Here is a 19515-nt window from a genome sequence, read left to right on the forward strand (position 1 = left end):
TATGAAGGATTTTTATGTAGATCTACATATTCATATTGGTAGAACGAATTCCGGTAAACCTGTAAAAATTACAGGAGCAAAAACCTTAACAATAGAGAACATTTTACAGGTATCAACCGAAATAAAAGGCATGGATATGATAGGAGTTATTGACTGTCATGTACCAGAAGTATTACAAGAGCTAGAAATATTAATTGAAAAAGGAGAAGTATACCCTTATGAAGAGGGAGGGCTACGATTTAAGGATGTTACACTCATACTAGGCAGTGAGCTAGAAATTTACGATGAGAATTGTAATGGTCCTATACATGTATTGGCTTTCCTACCAACAATAGATAAAATGAAGGAATTCACTACATGGCTCTCTTCAAGAATGAAGAATGTAACATTAAGTTCTCAGCGAATTTACGAAAGTGGCAGGGAACTTCAAAAAAAGGTCAAAGAGTTATCAGGGATATTTATTCCAGCTCATGTTTTTACGCCATATAAAAGTCTCTATGGAAAGGGAGTTCATTCTTCCCTAACAGAGGTATTCGATGAAAACCTAATTGATGGTATAGAACTTGGATTAAGTGCTAATACCCAAATGGCTGATCAAATTAAAGAGTTGCATAAATATAGCTTCACTACAAACTCTGATGCCCATTCACTTCCTAAAATAGCACGTGAATATCAAATTATTACAATGGAAGAACCGACATTTGAAGAACTTCGGTTAGCTCTTCATCAGAAAAATGGCCGAGGAGTCGTTGCTAATTATGGACTGGATCCACTACTAGGAAAATACCACAAAACTACTTGCGAAAAATGTTTGACAATTCCTGAAAATATCTACGCGGAAATATGTCCAAACTGTGGTAGTAAAAGATTTGTAAAAGGGGTATTTGATCGATTAAATGAATTGAAAAATACTGATGAAGAAAACATCAATCGACCACCTTATATACATCAAGTCCCTTTAGAGTTTATTCCTGGGTTAGGTCCAAAGACATTGCAAAAGCTTAGAGATTATTTTCGAACGGAAATGGCAATCCTCCATGAGGTACCTGAGGAAGAGTTAACAAAGGTGATTAGTAAACAAATTGTTGATGTCATCATACAAGCACGAAATGGCACCCTCCGATTCAAAGCAGGCGGAGGCGGAAAATACGGTAAGGTAGACTCCTAAAGAAACAGGAGTCTTTTTTGCAGCTAGGAAAGCATAAAATTCTTTCCTATCTGCATAAGTGTAACTACGGCTCTGATATCGCCTAAAGGTTCGGCAATCGCCGAGTTTTCTAATGTATCTTTCTAGCGGGTTTAGATGAATACTACTAGTTAAGCTATAAAAAATTTAACTAGAAATCATAGGGGAGTTGTCATACAAATCTATAATTTCTCATAGAATCTAGTAAGAGATTAATAGGAGGAACGATAGATGAGAAAGCAACAGTCTTTTAAGACAGCCATTACCAGCCATTTTCGAGAACATTCATCAATCTATTTATTTATATCAGTATTATTTTTAATGGGAGTTATTTTTGGAGCTATCGTTGTAAATAGTCTAAACTTTAGCCAAAAACAGGACCTCTATTATTACTTAAGCCGTTTTTTTGGAGAAGTATCTGAAGGGAAATATGCAAACTCAGCGGATATGTTCAAACAAAGTTATTTTCACAACCTTAAATATGTCGGGTTAATGTGGATTTTAGGTATTTCTATAATCGGGTTACCGGTAATTCTTATTCTTCTTTTTTTAAAAGGTGTTGTAGTTGGCTTTACAGTTGGTTTTTTGGTTAACCAAATGGAATGGAGCGGCTTTTTGCTTTCGTTTGTATCGGTTCTTCCACAAAACCTGCTGATCATTCCAACATTTATCGTAGTCGGAACAGTAGCAGTGTCATTCTCATTAAAAATGATTAGGCAGCAATTTATGAAGCGAATGAATGAACCAATTTTACACTTATTAACACGGTATTCTATATTAATGGCTGTTGTAAGTGTTATATTACTTGTAGCTTCAGCGGTCGAGGCGTTTGCATCTCCTGTACTTATGAAGGGAATAATCGATTCAGTTAGTAAATAATAATAATTATTAAGTGATACTAATTATTTTGAGTTATTTATAATTATTTTATTTGGACAGTGCCCCTTCTTCTGTTATAATAGTGAGGTAATGGCGAGGGAGGGAAAGTTTTAGATGGAAAATCGAATCGAGCGTATTAAGAAACAGTTGCATTCGTCCAGTTATAAGCTTACACCACAGCGTGAGGCGACCGTTCGGGTACTACTTGAGAATGAAGAGGATCATTTAAGTGCCGAAGATGTTTACCTCCTAGTAAAAGAAAAGTCGCCAGAAATCGGCTTAGCAACTGTCTATCGAACACTTGAATTATTAACAGAACTAAAGATTGTCGATAAAATAAACTTTGGTGACGGCGTATCAAGATATGATCTACGACAAGAAGGAGCAGCTCATTTCCATCATCATCTCGTATGTATTGAATGTGGAGCTGTTGATGAGATTCAAGAGGACCTTCTGGAAGATGTCGAGGAAATTGTAGAACGAAACTGGAACTTTATCATTAAAGACCACCGTCTAACTTTCCATGGTATATGCCATCGTTGTCATGATAAACAAACTAAAGAAGAAGTTGAAGTAGACACTATATCATAACTAAGCCTTTTCCGCCTGTGGAGAAGGCTTTTATTTACTAGTAATCTCTTACTTTTGTTAGTCTCTACATACTATTTTTATTTTCTACGTATAAAACTAAGTGATTTTGGCATATCTTCTAATAAATAAAGAAAGTGAAACTTAGGTAATTCTTATTCTTACCTATGGGACTAGCTTTCAGTTATAAGAGAAGTAATTTATTGGAGGATTAATAGAGATGAGACAATGGTTTAGGGTTGTTTATGATACAGTAAAGGTCTTTGTTTTGTTTACTGGCTGCACGGTTTTATTTTATTATGGTATTATATGGATTAATGAAGAATATCAAAATTACCATAAATATGATGAACCAGAGGGTTCATCTGTAAAAGCTTCCACAATGGTGGAGGAAAAAAAGGAAGGTTTAGTAGAGAGATTATTGTTTTTCTATCGAAATGGGGAGTAGAGGTAAGTGGAAGATCAACTCAAGGATTATGTACATTACTTAGTTGTCGAACGAAGACTTGCTAAAAATACGGTAGAGTCTTATGAAAGAGACTTAAAGAAATACTATGTTTACCTGAGTAAAGTTGAAAATATATCTTCGTTTAATGAAGTAAGTCGTATTCAAATCATTCATTTTTTGAAATATTTAAAAGAGCAAGGGAATTCATCCAAGACGTTAGCCAGGCATATTGCATCAATACGCTCTTTTCATCAATTTATGTACAGAGAAAAGGTAACAAATTCAGATCCCTCTGTACATATTGAAACTCCACAATCAGAAAGGGCATTACCAAAAGTCCTTAATATTACAGAAGTAGAGGCTTTATTAGAAGCACCAAAATTAGATAAGCCTCTTGGGGTTCGTGATAAAGCTATGTTAGAAATGTTATATGCAACGGGAATTCGAGTTAGTGAACTAGTTAATCTAAATATTGCTGATATCCATTTATCAATGGGGTTTATTAGATGTATAGGAAAAGGAAATAAAGAACGGATTGTACCACTGGGCAGTGTTGCAACTAAAGCATTACAAGATTATGTTGACAATGCCCGTAATCAACTGATAAAGCGAAACAAAACAGACGCATTTTTTGTGAATCACCATGGAAATCGATTAACAAGACAAGGTTTTTGGAAAAATCTAAAGAAGATTGCAAAGGATGCACGTATTGAAAAAGAATTAACTCCTCATACGCTACGTCATTCGTTCGCTACTCATCTTTTAGAGAATGGTGCTGATTTACGCGCTGTGCAGGAAATGTTAGGTCATTCAGATATCTCGACAACTCAAATTTATACACATGTAACAAAGGCGCGTTTAAAGGATGTTTATAAACAATATCATCCACGTGCATAAATACAAATTTGCTAGACTTATAGTCTAGCTTTTTTTTGTTTAGGTATTATTAATTTTCTAAATTGTAACAAATACAAAAAACAATTCATTGAAATAATAGTATTCTACTTGCAATCGTGTTTCTAGCAATTTATACTCAAGTTGTCAGACCTCTGACGAATACATTAAATAGTTTTTTATAGGTCGTAATATGTTGGTGACTAAGTCCCATAAGAGTAAGCACATTGAAATGGTGTAGTGATTTTTATTCAAGGCTGTTTCAAGGAGTTATGTAAGTTAAGTAATGATTTTACACGGGTGATTGAAGCGCATGGTACGAGACTCCTGCGGGAAAAGCGGGACCAGGTGAGACCCCGCAGGAGCCTGCGACGAGGAGGCTCACGGTCCGCCCGCGGAAAGCGAGTGCCAGGAGCGGAAATCACCAAACTTTGTACATCTCACTCTCCAAGAAAAAGGGCAAGTAGCAAAAATCATATAAGAGCCTTTATTAAACGGGTTTAAGCAAAAATAGTGAGTAAGTTATATGTAGAAGGGGAAAATACTGCATAGTATACAATTGGGAGGGAAAAAAATGTCAGGTTATACATATAAGCGAGTTTTTCTCATCGTAATGGATTCAGTTGGTATAGGTGAGGCACCGGACGCTAAAGAGTTTGGAGATGTTGGTTCAGATACTCTAGGCAATATTGCAGAAACTCAAAACGGACTACATATGCCTAATATGGCGAAGCTTGGATTAAGTAACATAAGAGAGATTAAAGGAATTCCACGTCAAGAAAAACCTCTTGCGTATTTTGGTAAGATGCAGGAAGCATCAAATGGTAAGGATACAATGACTGGCCACTGGGAGATTATGGGTCTTCATATCGAAACACCATTTCAAGTGTTTCCAGATGGTTTCCCAAAGGAACTGTTAGATGAGATTGAAAAGCGAACAGGAAGGGGTATCTTAGGTAACAAGCCAGCGTCAGGAACTGAAATTATGGATGAACTTGGCGAAGAACATATGAAAACCGGGAAGTTAATTGTTTACACTTCTGCTGATTCAGTTCTGCAAATTGCTGCTCATGAAGAAGTGGTACCTTTAGATGAATTATATAAAATTTGTGAGATTTGCAGAGAATTAACTCTCGATGATAAGTATATGGTAGGACGCGTCATTGCTCGCCCATTCGTTGGAGAGCCAGGTAATTTCAGCCGAACAGCTAATCGTCATGATTATGCTTTAAAACCATTTAATCGCACTGTTATGAATGAACTTAGTGATAATGGATTTGATGTGATTGCAATTGGGAAGATATCAGATATTTATGATGGTGAGGGTGTAACGAAAACTCTACGCACCAAATCAAATATGGATGGTATGGATAAAATTGTTGAAACTTTAGAAATGGATTTTACTGGTTTAAGCTTTTTAAATCTAGTTGATTTTGATGCTTTATTTGGACATAGAAGAGACCCAAAAGGATATGGGGAAGCACTTGAGGAATACGATGCCCGATTACCAGAAATTCTAGAAAGGCTTCAGGAAGATGATTTATTAATAATAACTGCAGATCACGGAAATGACCCAACACAACCTGGTACAGATCATACCCGTGAATATGTACCGCTCTTAGTATATAGCCCAAGGATGGACGGAGGAAAGGAATTACCTTTACGTTCAACTTTTGCAGATATCGGGGCAACAGTTGCAGATAATTTTAATGTAAAACTACCGGATCACGGGAAAAGCTTTCTTTTAGAAATTAATGGAGGAAAATAATTTATGGATAAAGCACTAATTGAGAAATCAGCCCAATTCTTAAAAGGAAAATGTAATGGAAAGGTTCCGGAAATTGGTTTAATTCTAGGATCTGGATTAGGCGTTCTTGCAGATGAGATTGAAGACCCAATTAAAGTACCTTATGACCAAATTCCAGAATTCCCGGTTTCAACAGTAGAGGGACATGCAGGTCAATTGGTATTTGGTAACCTACAAGGGAAATTTGTAGTGGCTATGCAAGGTCGCTTCCACTTTTATGAAGGGTATAGTCTTGAAAAGGTAACATTCCCTGTTCGTGTTATGAAAGAGCTTGGAGTATCTAAACTAGTTGTTACTAACGCAGCAGGTGGGATAAACGAATCGTTTGAACCTGGAGATTTAATGCTTATTTCAGATCATATAAACAATATGGGACAGAATCCTTTAATTGGTCCAAATGATTCTAGACTGGGAGCAAGATTCCCAGATATGTCAGAAGCATATTCAAAAGAGCTTCGTAAGCTTGCAAAAGATGTTGCTACCGGACTAAATATTAATATAAAAGAAGGGGTATATGTAGGAAATACTGGACCAACCTATGAGACTCCGGCAGAAATAAGAATGCTTCGTGCCCTTGGTGGAGATGCTGTAGGAATGTCTACGGTACCTGAGGTTATAGTTGCTCGTCATTCAGGAATGAATGTGTTAGGGATTTCTTGTATCTCGAATATGGCTGCAGGTATTTTAGACCAACCACTTACACATGATGAAGTAATTGAAACAACTGAAAAGGTAAAAAATAACTTCTTAGCATTTGTGAAAGAAATCGTGAAGAAATTATAAGTTTACGAATTCATAGAGAATGTTAAAAGACTGGTAAGGGTGAAGATAAATGAGAATGGTCGATTTGATACAAAAGAAACGTGATGGAATGGAATTATCAAGTGAAGAAATTTCATTTATTATAAACGGCTATACAAAAGGTGATATCCCTGATTATCAAATGAGTGCATTTACAATGGCTGTATACTTTAACGGAATGACAACTCAGGAACGTGCTGATTTTACAATGGCAATGGTTCACTCAGGCGATACAATTGACTTATCTAAAATTGAAGGAATAAAAGTTGATAAACACAGCACGGGAGGAGTTGGCGATACAACAACATTAGTGCTTGCTCCACTTGTTGCCTCTGTTGGAGTACCTGTAGCAAAAATGTCTGGGCGCGGGTTAGGCCACACTGGTGGAACAATCGACAAGCTTGAAGCAGTCGAAGGTTTTCATGTTGAAATAACTAATGCTGATTTTATCCGACTCGTGAATCAGAATAAAGTTGCAGTTATTGGGCAAAGTGGCAATTTAACACCAGCAGATAAAAAGCTGTATGCATTAAGAGATGTAACTGCAACAGTGAATAGTATTCCATTAATAGCAAGCTCCATAATGAGCAAAAAAATAGCCGCTGGAGCAGATGCAATTGTACTAGATGTTAAAACGGGTGCAGGAGCATTTATGAAGGATCTTGATGAAGCAAAAGATTTGGCTAAAACAATGGTGGATATCGGTAATAATGTTGGAAGAAACACACTTGCCATTATTTCCGATATGAGTCAGCCACTTGGATTTGCTATTGGGAATGCATTAGAAGTGAAAGAAGCTATTGATACACTACGTGGTGAAGGACCAGCTGACTTAGAAGAGCTTTGCTTAACCCTAGGTAGTCAGATGGTATTATTAGCAAAGAAAGCTAAGACGCTTGAAGAAGGTAGAGCACTTTTAGAAGAAGCTATTAAGAGTGGTAAGGCGCTGGAGAGCTTTAAAACTTTCTTAGCGTCTCAAGGTGGGGACGCATCCGTAGTTGATTCTCCTGAAAAACTGCCTCAAGCAGCATATCAATTTGAGTTCGAGTCACCAACTGATGGATATGTTTCAGAAATTATTGCTGATTCCATTGGGACTGCAGCTATGCTGCTTGGTGCTGGAAGAGCAACAAAGGAATCTACTATTGATTTAGCAGTAGGACTAGTACTTCGTAAAAAAATAGGTGACAAGGTTTCTAAAGGAGAAAGTTTGGTGACAATTCATAGTAACTTTGAAAATGTAGAAGAGATTAAAGATAAATTAGCTTCAAGTATTAAAATCTCTTCACAACAAGTTACGCCACCGCAATTGATTTTAGATAAAATTATGTAAGCTGAGAGCCGAGGGGATTTTGACCCTCGGTTTTTTATAAGGATATAAGCATAAATTTGTGATAGTTCTTACACAAGTACGGAGACACTCTTTATACCCACGTATTTTCGAACTAGCTAAACCATAAAACGCAAGAAGTACCTTACGCACACGTTCTGCTAAACCATAGTACGCAAGCGGCACCTTGCGGGCACGTTTAACGATTTTCTTCAAAACCATAGTACGCAAGCTCCACCGTACGCACATGTTCTTCGAATTTCTGCCAGTCCATAATACGCAAAAAGCACCTTACGCACACGTTTATAGATATTCCCCTAAACCGTAGTACACCAGCTGTTCCTAACAACACACGATTTCCAATTCTTCGCTAAAGCATCACGCAAGCCTCCCTATTGCACAAATGTCCAATATTTAGAAATATCCAAAAACCTCTCCTACGCACATGTTTTCTCCTCGCCGGGTTTTCATTTTTATTTTTTGTATAATTTTTGTTTAGTTGGTAAAAATGGGAAAGTATAAAGAATGGAGGGTTTGGAGATGAAACGCTTTTTTATTAGTTTGTTAATAATGGCTGTCCTGTTTTCTGTTAGTAGTCCCTTTGCATCAGCTCAAGAGGGAACAGTTGAGTTAGCAGATAATGCAAAGTCTGCAATCTTAATTGAACGCGATACCGGAGAAATACTTTACGATAAAAACAGTAATGAAAAGCTACCACCTGCAAGTATGACCAAAATTATGACAATGCTTATTATTATGGAAGCACTTGATAAAGGTAGTATCTCCTATTCTGAAAAAGTTCGTACAAGTGAGCATGCCGCTTCAATGGGAGGTTCTCAGATATTCCTTGAACCAGGTGAAGAAATGACAGTTGAAGAAATGCTTAAAGGAATTGCAATTGGATCTGGTAACGATGCTTCTGTTGCAATGGCTGAGAAAATTGCTGGATCTGAAGAAGCTTTCGTTGAAATGATGAATAAAAAAGTAAAAGACCTAGGATTGAAGAATACGTTATTTCAAAATCCAACCGGTCTCCCTGCAGAAAATCATTACAGCACAGCTTATGATATGGCAATCATGGCAAAGGAATTATTAAAATACGAAGGAATCACAAAATTTACTGGAAAATATGAAGATTATTTACGACAAGATTCCGATAATAAATTCTGGCTTGTGAATACAAATCGTTTAGTTAAGTTTTATCCTGGAGTGGACGGTCTTAAAACAGGGTTTACTACAGAGGCTAAATATTGCTTAACTGCCACTGCAGAAAAGGATGGTATGCGTTTGATTTCCGTTGTTTTTGGAGCACCTACCCCAAAAGACCGGAATAAACAAGTTACAAAAATGCTCGACTATGGATTCAGTCAATACAAAACACACCCTTTATACGAACGTAATCAGGCTGTTTCAAGCGTGAAAGTCAGTAAGGGAACTAAGAAAACAGTAAAAATCGTAACTTCTGAGACAATTTCTCTTTTAACTAAAAAAGGTGAAAAAATCGATGATGTAAAAAAAGAGATAGTGGTAGCAGAACATATAAATGCACCAATTAAAAAAGGTGATGAAATTGGGAAGTTAGTCATTAAAAAGGATGGCAAAGTTCTAAGTGAAAGTAATCTTGTCGCTGGTGAAGATATAGGTGCGGCTAGCTGGTGGAAGTTATTTAAGCGAACAGTCGGCTCTTTTACAAAGTCGCCTTAATCTTTGTATATATTGTTAATGTCTAGCTCCAGCGCCTAGCCAGTTTTCAACTATGAAAATGCTTCTGCGACTATCTTGCGCAAAGCTTTGCTTTAAACAGCGAGAGGTCGCTTCACCCCTCCTGCGGCGGCAACACTAAGGAATCCTTCGTGAGCATAAGCCTCGCAGAAAAATTGCTTTAGCAATTTTTAGAGCCTCCTCGTCGGGGTTCCGACGCACAAGACGTGGCGGTTTTTAGTAGATGATCCTTTTTCAAGGCGTTTGCGCTTTTCTTATTTTTTTGCCGAATATGCACTAGTTTTGTCACAAGGAAGGATTCTTGTGCATCTATATCGAAAAACTCACTATACGATTTTAAGGAGGCATAGTAGAGTGAGTCTTGGTATTGAACTAGAGGTAAAGCATAATGTGTTATGCATTCGGCTAACTGGTGAGCTTGATCATCACACAGCTGAAGAATTACGACTTAAGGTCACAAATGTTATTGAGAGTAACCCAATTAATCACATCCTATTGAATCTTGAAAAGCTATCGTTTATGGATAGTTCTGGTTTGGGAGTCATATTAGGAAGATATAAGCAAATAAAGAATCTTGGCGGAGAAATGGTAGTGTGTTCAATTTCTCCTTCTGTTGAACGTCTCTTTGAGATGTCAGGGCTATTTAAAATTATGCGTTTAGAGCGTGATGAGACATTTGCGCTTCAGACATTGGGGGTGGCATAACATGAAAAATGAAATGCACCTTCAATTTTCAGCATTAAGCCAAAACGAATCGTTTGCACGTGTAGCAGTAGCTGCTTTTATTACGCAACTGGATCCTACTCTTGATGAGATAACCGAAATTAAGACAGTTGTTTCCGAAGCTGTTACGAACTCAATTATCCATGGGTATGAGAGTGACCCTAGTGGAATTGTTTATATTTCATGCAAGATTGAGGAAAGTACTGTGTATATCACGATTAGAGACGAAGGTATTGGCATAACAAATGTTGATGAAGCCAGACAACCGTTGTATACAACGAAGCCAGAACTCGAAAGATCAGGGATGGGCTTTACAATTATGGAGAATTTCATGGATGAATTTGAAATTGAAACAGGCTCAGCTAGAGGTACAACATTGCGTTTAACCAAGCATTTATCAAAGAGTAAAGCGTTATGCAATTAAGGAGACTTGCCAATGGATGTGGAGGTCAAGAACAACAAAAGTGAAACGTATCTAAAGGATAATGAAGTTAAAAACTTAATTAAATTAAGTCAAGAAGGCCATCAAGATGCTAGAGACTTAATTGTTCAAAAGAATATGAGGCTCGTTTGGTCTGTTGTACAACGATTTTTAAATCGTGGCTATGAGCCGGATGATCTGTTTCAAATAGGATGTATTGGACTTCTTAAGTCCGTCGACAAATTCGACCTATCGTATGATGTGAAATTCTCCACGTATGCTGTACCAATGATTATTGGGGAAATTCAAAGATTTATACGAGATGACGGAACGGTAAAGGTAAGTCGATCTCTTAAAGAAACAGGGAACAAGATTCGTAAAGCGAAGGACGAATTATCGAAACGATTAGGTAGGATTCCTACGATTGTGGAGATTGCCGAATTCTTAGAGATTACTCCTGAGGATGTTGTACTGGCTCAGGAAGCTAGTAGAGCACCTTCGTCTATTCATGAAACGGTGTATGAAAATGATGGGGACCCCATTACGTTATTAGACCAAATTGCGGACAATAATGAAACAAAATGGTTTGATAAGATAGCATTAAAAGAAGCAATTCGTGAATTAGATGAGCGAGAACGCTTAATTGTCTTTCTTCGTTATTATAAGGACCAGACTCAATCAGAGGTTGCGTCTAGATTAGGTATTTCACAGGTACAGGTATCTAGATTAGAAAAGAAAATATTACAACAAATGAAAGACCGAATGGATGTATAATCCATTCGGTTTTTTCGTTTGTTTAGGAAATTTTATGATGTGGATAACTTGAAAAAAGTTTTCCAAGTCCAGCTCCAGCGCCTAGCCCCTCGAGGTCGCTTCACCCCTCCTGAGGCGGCAACACTAAGGAATGCTTCGTGAGGATAATCCTCGCAGGAAAAAAGCTTTGCTTTTTTTCGAGCCTCCTCGTGGGGGTTCCGACGCACAGGATGTGCTAGTGCCGACGTTGCCACAGGACGTGGCGACTTTAGTCGGCCAGCGCTTGTCGGACTTGCACAGGACAAGGAATGCTCCGGCAGCATAAGCATCGCACGAAGAAAATGCAAAGCATTTTCGAGGATGTGCTGACATCGACGTTCGTCACAGGACGTGGCGGCTTTTAGTCGATGTTCCTTTTTCCAAGGCGCTTGCGCTTCTGTACATTAATCGTTAATAATTAAGTTTTTCAATCATCTTTAAACTTTACTTTTTCATGTGGTAATTAATGGAGTTTGACCCACTATCGCATTAGAACAAGAAGAAATAACATACTACATATATAAGGAAAACAATGTGTAGGGTGTGAAGGTGATGGAAAAAACAATCTATGTTAGACTGCGCCATCGCGTACAGGTTAAACCCGATGCAACAGTTACTATTGGTCATATTGCTCAATTAAGTACAACTGAACAAACGGCTGAGATTATAAAAAAGCTTGTGGTCCATCATGTAACAAAGAAAGATAAAAATATTGTCGTTATCGATGCGATGAAAGTAATTGATCATATTAGAAAACAATTTCCTGATTCAGACATTCAAACAGTTGGACCAGCTCAGACAATAGTAGAAATCGTTATAAAGAAAGGGAAGTACTCAGCTGCATTATTTGTGGCTGTTTGGTTTTTATTATTCGTGGGTGCAGCATTAACTATGATGAACTTTCATGAGGATGTTTCAATGAGAGAAGTGCATCAACGAATTTACACAATGATAACGGGAGAAGAAGTGTCCAAGCCTTTGCTTTTACAAATACCTTATTCAATTGGTTTAGGTCTAGGGATGATTTTATTTTTTAATCATTTCTTCCGGAAAAGAATTAATGAAGAACCAAGTCCACTAGAGGTTGAGATGTTCAATTATCAACAAGATCTAGATAATTACTTAATTATGACCGAAAACAAAGAAAGTATGAAACATATCGATGACAATTAAAATTTTATTTATTGTCTTTATTGGATTATCTAGTGGACTTGCTGTAGGTTCTGGATTTGTAGCATTTTTAACGGTTTTGGGAATTATTCCGCGGCTAACACAATTAACAAAAACAATGAAGTTTATTCATTTTTATGAATGGAGTGTTGTTCTAGGCGCTGTTACGGGTGGGTGGTTCACGCTTAATCTTAAGAGCTTTGATTTGTGGGAATATCTATTACTTCCAATTGGGCTGGCAAGTGGGATTTTCGTTGGAATGCTTGCTGCTGCTCTTACGGAGGTATTGAATGTTTTTCCCATATTAGCCAAACGAATTGGCATAGCAAATAAAATTGTTATTTTAGTCATGGCGATTGTATTTGGAAAAATTGCTGGTTCATTATTTCAATGGATTTACTTTGTAAAGTAACTTACATCAAGGAGAGGTTTAAAGATGGCTAAAAAGAAGATTAAGGATGATTATAAAAATAGTATTAAAAAATTCCAGCCAAAACCTAAATATTTGATTAATTGTTTGAAGGCATTTCTTGTTGGTGGAGCAATTTGTTGTATTGGACAGGGTATCCAGAATTTCTATATTTCGGTTTTTAATTTTTCACAACAAGATGCAGGTAACCCAACAGTAGCCACTTTAATACTTATTTCATCCTTGTTAACAGGGTTCGGACTATATGACAAGCTTGGACAATTTGCAGGTGCGGGGTCAGCGGTGCCTGTTACAGGATTTGCAAATTCAATGACTAGTGCTGCTATGGAATATAAAAGTGAAGGTATTGTTTTAGGTATTGCTACAAATATGTTTAAACTTGCTGGTAGTGTTATTGTTTTTGGAGCAGTATCAGCATATATAGTTGGGGTTATTCGATACTTGTTTAACCTCACCGTATCCTGATGAAAGGGAGTGAACAGGATGAAACTAGTCGGAAAGCAAACATGGGTTTTTCAAAATGAAATCTACTTAAACTCAACTGGAACAGCTGTTGGACCAAAAGAGTCTGATGGACCTCTAGGAAACGCTTTTGATATTAGACATAAAGACTTGCATTGTGGTGAAGATAGTTGGGAATTTGCCGAAAGAAGGTTGATGGAGCAATCCATTGAAGCTTGTCTTGAAAAAGTTAACTTAACAAATGAGGATATAGATTTATTTCTAGCAGGGGATTTATTAAACCAAAATGTAACAACTAACTATGTAGCAAGGCAAAATAAAATTCCACTTTTATGTATGTTTGGTGCTTGCTCAACTTCAATGGAGACTCTAGCAGTTGGCTCTGCATTAGTTGACGGTGGATTTGCAAACCGGATTTTAGCATCCACAAGCAGTCATAATGCTACTGCTGAACGTCAATTTAGATATCCAACAGAATATGGTGGTCAAAAGCCAGATTCTGCAACATATACGGCCACTGGCGCAGGAACAGCATTGGTTAGTAAAGAAAAAGGTCCTATACGAATTACGTCAGCAACGATTGGAAAAGTTGCAGATCTGGGAATAACCAATCCTTTTGATATGGGTTCTGCAATGGCCCCCGCAGCAGCTGATACTATTGTTCAGCATTTTAAAGACCTCAATATCAACCAGGATGAATACGACTTAATTGTAACAGGTGATTTATCAGGAGTGGGGAGTCCGATTGTTAAGGAGTTACTAAAAGACGAAGGCTACGACTTGGGTAATAAACATAATGATTGTGGACTTATGCTGTATCGCTCAGATCAAGATGTTTTTGCTGGTGGAAGTGGATGTGCATGTTCAGCAATTGTTGGATATGGACATCTATATAAAGAACTTTTAAGCGGAAATTTAAAAAAGATTATGATTGTTGCTACAGGCGCATTGTTAAGTCCTACAATGATTCAACAAAAGGAGTCAATTCCTACAATCGCACATGGTGTTGTGTTGGAACATGTACAAGGTGGTGAGTAAGCTATGGAATATTTATATGCATTCTTAGTGGGTGGATTAATTTGTATCATCGGACAACTCTTATTAGATTTTGCAAAATTAACTCCGGCACATGTAATGAGTATATTTGTTGTATCAGGTGCAGTGCTTGATGGATTTGATTTATACGACAATTTAATAAGGTTTGCTGGAGCTGGAGCTACTGTTCCAATAACAAGTTTTGGCCATTCTCTTTTGCATGGAGCAATGCAAAGTGCAAAAGACCATGGTTTTATTGGAATAGCTATGGGAATCTTTGAGCTTACTTCTGCTGGAATATCTTCTGCTATACTGTTTTCATTTTTAGTAGCGTTGATATTCAGACCGAGAGGGTAATGGTAGATGGAGTTGACTAGAAGAAAAGTAATTCTAGTAACAGATGGTGATGAATATGCACTAAAGACAATTGAATACGTGGCGAAGGAAGTAGGAGGTCGCTGTATTTCAAAATCTATGGGTAACCCAACAACACTAACTGGCGAACAGATTGTAGAGTTAATTTTACAGGCACCTAATGACCCTGTTTTTGTAATGTTTGATGATAGTGGGTACCTTGGAGAAGGTGCAGGTGAGAGGGCTCTTAAATATGTTGCAAAACATAACCAAATTGAAGTGCTTGGAATCATAGCGGTTGCTTCAAAAACTCACCAGACAGAGTGGTCGAGGGTAGATATAAGCATTGACCGAGATGGAAACCTTACTCAGTATGGTGTAGATAAAAGTGGAATAGCGGAATATGATATTGGTCGCATAAATGGTGATACAGTATACTGCCTTGATGAACTAAATGTACCAATAATTGTAGGAATCGGGGATATTGGTAAAATGGCCAGAAAGGACGATATTCGTAGAGGCGCTCCCATTACAAAACAAGCAGTAGAGTTAATATTAGAAAGGAGTGGTTACAATCGTACAAAGTCAAAAAACGAAGACTCCAATCTCTCCTGATATAATAAAAAATAAAGACTTTTTTGAAAAACGTATTGGTATGGGGACAGGTAGTTTTGATATTGGTGTTAGAAGAATTAGAGTTCTAAATAAGGAAGTACACATCTATTTTTTAAACGGCCTGTGTGATACAACATTTATAATTCAACTCCTCAAGGAGCTAGTGAATGTAAATGATAAGGAAAAAAACTCTAATCAAGCTATGCAAATTATTGAGAATCGTTTAGTACATCAACAAGTAAGCCCAGTAAAAAATTTAGATGAGTCAGTAGATAAATTACTTTCAGGACTTATAATTATATTTGTTGAAGGTGAAGATTCCGGCATTTCAGTTGATGTAAGGAGTTATCCAGGAAGACAACCCGAAGAACCAGATACTGAAAAAGTGATTCGTGGCGCGAGAGACGGATACACAGAGAATTTAATAGTAAATACAGCACTTACCCGGAGAAGAATTCGTGATGAGAGATTACGAACAGAAATTCTCCAAGTAGGAGAACGTTCAAAGACGGATATTTGTATATCTTACATTAAAGATGTAGCAGATCCGGGCCTTGTCGACGTTATACGTAACGAATTAAATGCAATTAATACAGATGGCTTGACGATGGCTGATAAAACAATTGAAGAATTTATTGTAAAGCAGGGTTTCAATCCTTATCCCCTTGTTAGATATACAGAGAGACCCGATGTGGCAGCTAACCATTTATTAGAAGGTCACGTTGTTATTATGGTTGATACATCACCAAGTGTAATTATAACCCCAGTAACAATGTTTCATCATGTACAACATGCCGAAGAATACCGTCAAGCACCAGCAGTAGGTACACTACTACGCTGGACAAGGTTTATAGGAATTTTGGCTTCAATCTTTCTGCTTCCTTTATGGTTTCTAATGGTGTTAGAGCCAAATATAATACCGCAAGCAATAGATTATATTGGACCTAATAAAGAATCAAATATTCCTGTAGTAGTACAAATATTTCTAGCTGATGCAGGAATTGAATTTTTGCGAATGGCTGCAATCCATACACCAACTCCTTTATCTACTGCTATGGGTCTTATAGCAGCAGCATTAATTGGACAAATTGCCATAGATGTTGGATTATTTGTTCCGGAGGTTATTTTGTATGTTGCTATCGCTGCAATTGGAACTTTTGCAACGCCTAGCTATGAGTTGAGTGCAGCAAATAAAATAGCAAGATTATTCCTTTTAATCGTCGTTGCGATCTTTAAGGTCCCTGGTTTTGTGGTAGGTTGTACAGTATATTTCTTGCTATTGGCTAGGATTCGCTCTTTAAATACCCCGTATTTGTGGCCATTTTTACCATTCAATCCAAAAGCGTTTTGGCAAATAATTGTCCGTACTTCTGTTCCAGGTGCAAAACTGCGACCAAGCATTGTACATCCTCAAAACCCACATAAACAATAGGGGTTGCACGTCTAAAAACGTTGTGTTAATGTATTTTTAATATAGCACAGCATTAAAGAAAAGACAGCTGATGACTATGTGTTGTTAGTTGTCTTTTTCATTTTCTGCAATTGCTCTAAATCGTAAAATTTATTTGTACAGTGGAATGAGGGATTGGATGTATTTACATGGGACTAGCAAAATAAATGATAAAAACCACTTAGAAATTGGTGGAGTAGATACAGTAGAATTAGGAATGAAATATGGTACTCCGCTGTATGTATATGATGTTGCACTTATCAGGGAACGAGCAAGGGGTTTTCGTGATACCTTCAAAAGACTAAATATTAATGCGCAAGTAGCATATGCCAGTAAAGCTTTTTCAACAGTAGCTATGATTCAGTTAGTTGAAGAAGAGGGCCTTTCCTTAGATGTGGTTTCCGGTGGAGAATTATTTACTGCGATTCAAGCGGGTTTTCCATCAGAACGAATCCATTTTCATGGAAACAATAAAAGCTATGAAGAGCTTGATATGGCAATTAAAAACAAAATTGGTTGTATTGTTGTTGACAATTTTTATGAAATCTCATTATTAGAACAGGTCTGTATTGAGAATGACACAACAGTTCCAATCTTACTACGCGTAACACCAGGTATTGAAGCACACACGCATGATTATATCTTAACTGGCCAAGAAGATTCTAAATTCGGGTTTGGCCTAGAGAATGGTCAAGCTGATGCAGCAGTTGAACAGGTGTTACATTCAAAATACCTAAATTTATTGGGAATCCATAGCCATATTGGTTCGCAAATATTTGAAACAACAGGTTTTGTTGTAGCAGCTGGTAAGATGTTCGCAAAGATGAAGGATTGGAAGGAGCAATTTGGTTTTATACCGACTGTCTTGAATCTTGGAGGCGGCTTTGGTATCAGATATACCAACGAAGATTCTCCACTTCCTGTTCAAAGCTACGTTGAAGAAATTATCGCAGAAGTGAAAAAACAGGCTGATGAACTCGGAATTGGCATACCAGAAATATGGATAGAACCCGGCCGGTCGCTCGTTGGTGATGCAGGAACAACCATTTATTCTGTTGGTTCAAGAAAAGAGGTTCCTAATATTCGCCAATATCTTGCTATTGATGGTGGAATGACTGATAACATTCGCCCAGCATTATACCAGGCAAAATACGAAGCTGTACTAGCAAATAGAGTTTCTGATCCTGTTGAAGAAACAGTATCTATAGCAGGTAAATGCTGTGAATCAGGTGATATGTTAATTTGGGATTTACCTTTACCAAAAGCGAATTCTAATGATATGCTGGCTGTTTTCTGTACAGGAGCTTACGGCTACTCCATGTCTAATAATTATAATCGGATTCCTAGACCTGCTGTAGTATTTGTTGAAAACGGGGATGAACAATTAGTTGTCCAACGTGAAAGCTACGAAGACTTAGTACGCCTAGATATACCGTTAAAGAGTAAAGTTATTGATTAAAAAAGCGAAGAGAAAAGCTCTCTTCGCTTTTTATTATTTACTTAAACAGATTTTTAATCGCATCTATTAAACTAACAAAAAACTCCTTTAGTTTATCTAAAAATCCTTGGCCTTCTTCTGATTCCAAGAAGTTAGTGAGCTTTTCTTTTGCAAGATTTAATTGTTCACCAACTTGATTCCAGTCAATGTTTAAATCAATTAACTTATTAAATAGATCCATTAGGCGTTGTATGTCTTCATCTGAGAGGTTAATTCCTAATTCGTTTGCTGCATTTATAATAATAGTTCTGAGTTCTTCATCATTCTCAGGTGCGTTTTTTGCAATTTCATCTTTGATTTTTGCCATTAGGTTAGCGGCATCTTCTGCACCAAATTTTTCGCTTAATTTTGTTGTTTCTACCATTTCTTCATTTGCAACTTGCTTTACATCTTCCGGAATTGCTTGGTCTGATGATATTTCATAGGCTTTAATAATACCAGTCAACGCAGCTGTCCCAGAGACATTACCAGGGGCAGTCACATAAATTGTGGCATCTTTAACGCCGGCTGTAATTAATGCATTTGCATACATTTCCTCAGTTATGAGTTTAATTTGCTCTGTTATTGTTACGTCTAGACCAGTGCCTTCCTCTTCAATTGTGATCGAAGCAGATGATAAAGCTTTGTTACCGATTCTAGCTTTCGGAATGTATTGTCCAAGATATTGATGTTCTTCCTCGTTTGTTACGTAAACGATTTGTGGATCTTCAGGAGCTTTCATTTCTTCGAGAATGGCTTGTTTCTGCTCTTCAGTTAAGTCCTCTCCTAAAGTAATTATGACATCACCTGGTGCTGCATCTGCGAGTGTGATTGCCGGAAATAGCAGTGTGAACACGAGTACGAATGAAAGCAATGACCTATATTTCAAATTTGTTACCTCCTTTAAATTTAAAGACAAGTTAATCAGTAA

General features: G+C 37.3%; 21 protein-coding genes. 20 read left to right on the plus strand and 1 reads right to left on the minus strand.

The features are described from left to right. The first annotated feature begins 1 nt into the window (after position 1). From AB3M96_RS12225 to lysA, 20 genes are all read left to right on the plus strand, one after another. On the plus strand, positions 2–1168 hold the full coding sequence (locus AB3M96_RS12225) for an endonuclease Q family protein (RefSeq protein WP_412967894.1): 1167 nt from the start codon (positions 2–4) through the stop codon (positions 1166–1168). 249 nt (positions 1169–1417) lie between these two features. Further along, complete coding sequence (gene spoIIM, locus AB3M96_RS12230; RefSeq protein WP_412967895.1) at positions 1418–2065, plus strand: stage II sporulation protein M; 648 nt, start codon at positions 1418–1420, stop codon at positions 2063–2065. 114 nt (positions 2066–2179) lie between these two features. Beyond that, positions 2180–2656: a ferric iron uptake transcriptional regulator gene (fur, locus tag AB3M96_RS12235; RefSeq protein ID WP_412967896.1), complete on the plus strand. Its 477-nt coding sequence runs from the start codon at positions 2180–2182 to the stop codon at positions 2654–2656. Between the two features lie 217 nt (positions 2657–2873). Continuing rightward, positions 2874–3101, plus strand: a complete 228-nt coding sequence (locus tag AB3M96_RS12240) for a YqzK family protein (protein WP_412967897.1) — start codon at positions 2874–2876, stop codon at positions 3099–3101. A gap of 6 nt (positions 3102–3107) precedes the next feature. Further along, positions 3108–3998, plus strand: a complete 891-nt coding sequence (gene xerD / locus AB3M96_RS12245; RefSeq protein WP_412967898.1) for a site-specific tyrosine recombinase XerD — start codon at positions 3108–3110, stop codon at positions 3996–3998. A gap of 571 nt (positions 3999–4569) precedes the next feature. Then, the gene (gene deoB, locus AB3M96_RS12250; RefSeq protein WP_412967899.1) at positions 4570–5763 is read left to right on the plus strand and encodes a phosphopentomutase; all 1194 of its coding nucleotides are present in this window, start codon (positions 4570–4572) and stop codon (positions 5761–5763) included. A gap of 3 nt (positions 5764–5766) precedes the next feature. Continuing rightward, positions 5767–6585 carry a purine-nucleoside phosphorylase gene (locus tag AB3M96_RS12255; RefSeq protein WP_412967900.1) on the plus strand — a complete coding sequence of 273 codons (819 nt, stop codon included), beginning with the start codon at positions 5767–5769 and terminating at the stop codon, positions 6583–6585. Between the two features lie 49 nt (positions 6586–6634). Next, positions 6635–7936 carry a pyrimidine-nucleoside phosphorylase gene (locus tag AB3M96_RS12260; protein ID WP_412967901.1) on the plus strand — a complete coding sequence of 434 codons (1302 nt, stop codon included), beginning with the start codon at positions 6635–6637 and terminating at the stop codon, positions 7934–7936. Positions 7937–8473: 537 nt separating this feature from the next. Further along, positions 8474–9637: a D-alanyl-D-alanine carboxypeptidase family protein gene (locus AB3M96_RS12265; RefSeq protein WP_412967902.1), complete on the plus strand. Its 1164-nt coding sequence runs from the start codon at positions 8474–8476 to the stop codon at positions 9635–9637. 372 nt (positions 9638–10009) lie between these two features. Continuing rightward, positions 10010–10360 carry an anti-sigma F factor antagonist gene (spoIIAA, locus tag AB3M96_RS12270; RefSeq protein WP_412967903.1) on the plus strand — a complete coding sequence of 117 codons (351 nt, stop codon included), beginning with the start codon at positions 10010–10012 and terminating at the stop codon, positions 10358–10360. A 1-nt stretch (position 10361) separates the two neighbouring features. Next, the gene (gene spoIIAB / locus AB3M96_RS12275) at positions 10362–10802 is read left to right on the plus strand and encodes an anti-sigma F factor (RefSeq protein WP_412967904.1); all 441 of its coding nucleotides are present in this window, start codon (positions 10362–10364) and stop codon (positions 10800–10802) included. 12 nt (positions 10803–10814) lie between these two features. Beyond that, entirely contained in the window at positions 10815–11573 is a 759-nt protein-coding gene (sigF, locus tag AB3M96_RS12280; RefSeq protein WP_412967905.1) for an RNA polymerase sporulation sigma factor SigF, read from the plus strand. Between the two features lie 570 nt (positions 11574–12143). Next, a complete protein-coding gene (locus AB3M96_RS12285; RefSeq protein ID WP_412967906.1) occupies positions 12144–12764 on the plus strand; it encodes a stage V sporulation protein AA in 621 nt (206 codons plus the stop codon). Next, complete coding sequence (locus tag AB3M96_RS12290) at positions 12754–13173, plus strand: stage V sporulation protein AB (RefSeq protein WP_412967907.1); 420 nt, start codon at positions 12754–12756, stop codon at positions 13171–13173. The genes AB3M96_RS12285 and AB3M96_RS12290 overlap by 11 nt, the downstream gene beginning before the upstream one ends. A 24-nt stretch (positions 13174–13197) precedes the next feature. Next, positions 13198–13656 carry a stage V sporulation protein AC gene (gene spoVAC / locus AB3M96_RS12295; RefSeq protein ID WP_412967908.1) on the plus strand — a complete coding sequence of 153 codons (459 nt, stop codon included), beginning with the start codon at positions 13198–13200 and terminating at the stop codon, positions 13654–13656. Positions 13657–13674: 18 nt separating this feature from the next. Beyond that, entirely contained in the window at positions 13675–14691 is a 1017-nt protein-coding gene (gene spoVAD, locus AB3M96_RS12300) for a stage V sporulation protein AD (protein WP_412967909.1), read from the plus strand. A gap of 3 nt (positions 14692–14694) precedes the next feature. Further along, the gene (gene spoVAE / locus AB3M96_RS12305) at positions 14695–15045 is read left to right on the plus strand and encodes a stage V sporulation protein AE (protein ID WP_412967910.1); all 351 of its coding nucleotides are present in this window, start codon (positions 14695–14697) and stop codon (positions 15043–15045) included. A 6-nt stretch (positions 15046–15051) separates the two neighbouring features. Continuing rightward, entirely contained in the window at positions 15052–15657 is a 606-nt protein-coding gene (gene spoVAEA / locus AB3M96_RS12310; RefSeq protein WP_412967911.1) for a stage V sporulation protein SpoVABEA, read from the plus strand. A 40-nt stretch (positions 15658–15697) separates the two neighbouring features. After that, positions 15698–17089 carry a spore germination protein gene (locus tag AB3M96_RS12315; RefSeq protein WP_412968002.1) on the plus strand — a complete coding sequence of 464 codons (1392 nt, stop codon included), beginning with the start codon at positions 15698–15700 and terminating at the stop codon, positions 17087–17089. Between the two features lie 157 nt (positions 17090–17246). After that, positions 17247–18566: a diaminopimelate decarboxylase gene (gene lysA, locus AB3M96_RS12320; RefSeq protein ID WP_412968003.1), complete on the plus strand. Its 1320-nt coding sequence runs from the start codon at positions 17247–17249 to the stop codon at positions 18564–18566. 37 nt (positions 18567–18603) lie between these two features. Here the strand turns inward: lysA and AB3M96_RS12325 are convergent, their stop codons facing one another. Then, positions 18604–19473, minus strand: coding sequence for a DUF1002 domain-containing protein (locus AB3M96_RS12325; RefSeq protein WP_412967912.1), 870 nt, complete (start codon positions 19471–19473; stop codon positions 18604–18606). Between the last annotated feature and the right edge of the window lie 42 nt (positions 19474–19515).

Source organism: Ferdinandcohnia jepli, assembly GCF_047246645.1.
Lineage (GTDB): Bacteria > Bacillota > Bacilli > Bacillales > Bacillaceae_L > Ferdinandcohnia.

Coding starts and splice junctions, on each gene's coding strand:
- AB3M96_RS12315 (WP_412968002.1), top strand. CDS start 15,698: ATGGGGACAGGTAGTTTTGATATTGGTGTTAGAAGAATTAGAGTTCTA.
- spoVAC (WP_412967908.1), top strand. CDS start 13,198: ATGGCTAAAAAGAAGATTAAGGATGATTATAAAAATAGTATTAAAAAA.
- lysA (WP_412968003.1), top strand. CDS start 17,247: ATGTATTTACATGGGACTAGCAAAATAAATGATAAAAACCACTTAGAA.
- AB3M96_RS12260 (WP_412967901.1), top strand. CDS start 6,635: ATGAGAATGGTCGATTTGATACAAAAGAAACGTGATGGAATGGAATTA.
- AB3M96_RS12255 (WP_412967900.1), top strand. CDS start 5,767: ATGGATAAAGCACTAATTGAGAAATCAGCCCAATTCTTAAAAGGAAAA.
- AB3M96_RS12225 (WP_412967894.1), top strand. CDS start 2: ATGAAGGATTTTTATGTAGATCTACATATTCATATTGGTAGAACGAAT.
- spoVAE (WP_412967910.1), top strand. CDS start 14,695: ATGGAATATTTATATGCATTCTTAGTGGGTGGATTAATTTGTATCATC.
- AB3M96_RS12290 (WP_412967907.1), top strand. CDS start 12,754: ATGACAATTAAAATTTTATTTATTGTCTTTATTGGATTATCTAGTGGA.
- AB3M96_RS12265 (WP_412967902.1), top strand. CDS start 8,474: ATGAAACGCTTTTTTATTAGTTTGTTAATAATGGCTGTCCTGTTTTCT.
- spoVAEA (WP_412967911.1), top strand. CDS start 15,052: ATGGAGTTGACTAGAAGAAAAGTAATTCTAGTAACAGATGGTGATGAA.
- fur (WP_412967896.1), top strand. CDS start 2,180: ATGGAAAATCGAATCGAGCGTATTAAGAAACAGTTGCATTCGTCCAGT.
- AB3M96_RS12285 (WP_412967906.1), top strand. CDS start 12,144: ATGGAAAAAACAATCTATGTTAGACTGCGCCATCGCGTACAGGTTAAA.
- deoB (WP_412967899.1), top strand. CDS start 4,570: ATGTCAGGTTATACATATAAGCGAGTTTTTCTCATCGTAATGGATTCA.
- spoVAD (WP_412967909.1), top strand. CDS start 13,675: ATGAAACTAGTCGGAAAGCAAACATGGGTTTTTCAAAATGAAATCTAC.
- spoIIAB (WP_412967904.1), top strand. CDS start 10,362: ATGAAAAATGAAATGCACCTTCAATTTTCAGCATTAAGCCAAAACGAA.
- spoIIM (WP_412967895.1), top strand. CDS start 1,418: ATGAGAAAGCAACAGTCTTTTAAGACAGCCATTACCAGCCATTTTCGA.
- sigF (WP_412967905.1), top strand. CDS start 10,815: ATGGATGTGGAGGTCAAGAACAACAAAAGTGAAACGTATCTAAAGGAT.
- AB3M96_RS12240 (WP_412967897.1), top strand. CDS start 2,874: ATGAGACAATGGTTTAGGGTTGTTTATGATACAGTAAAGGTCTTTGTT.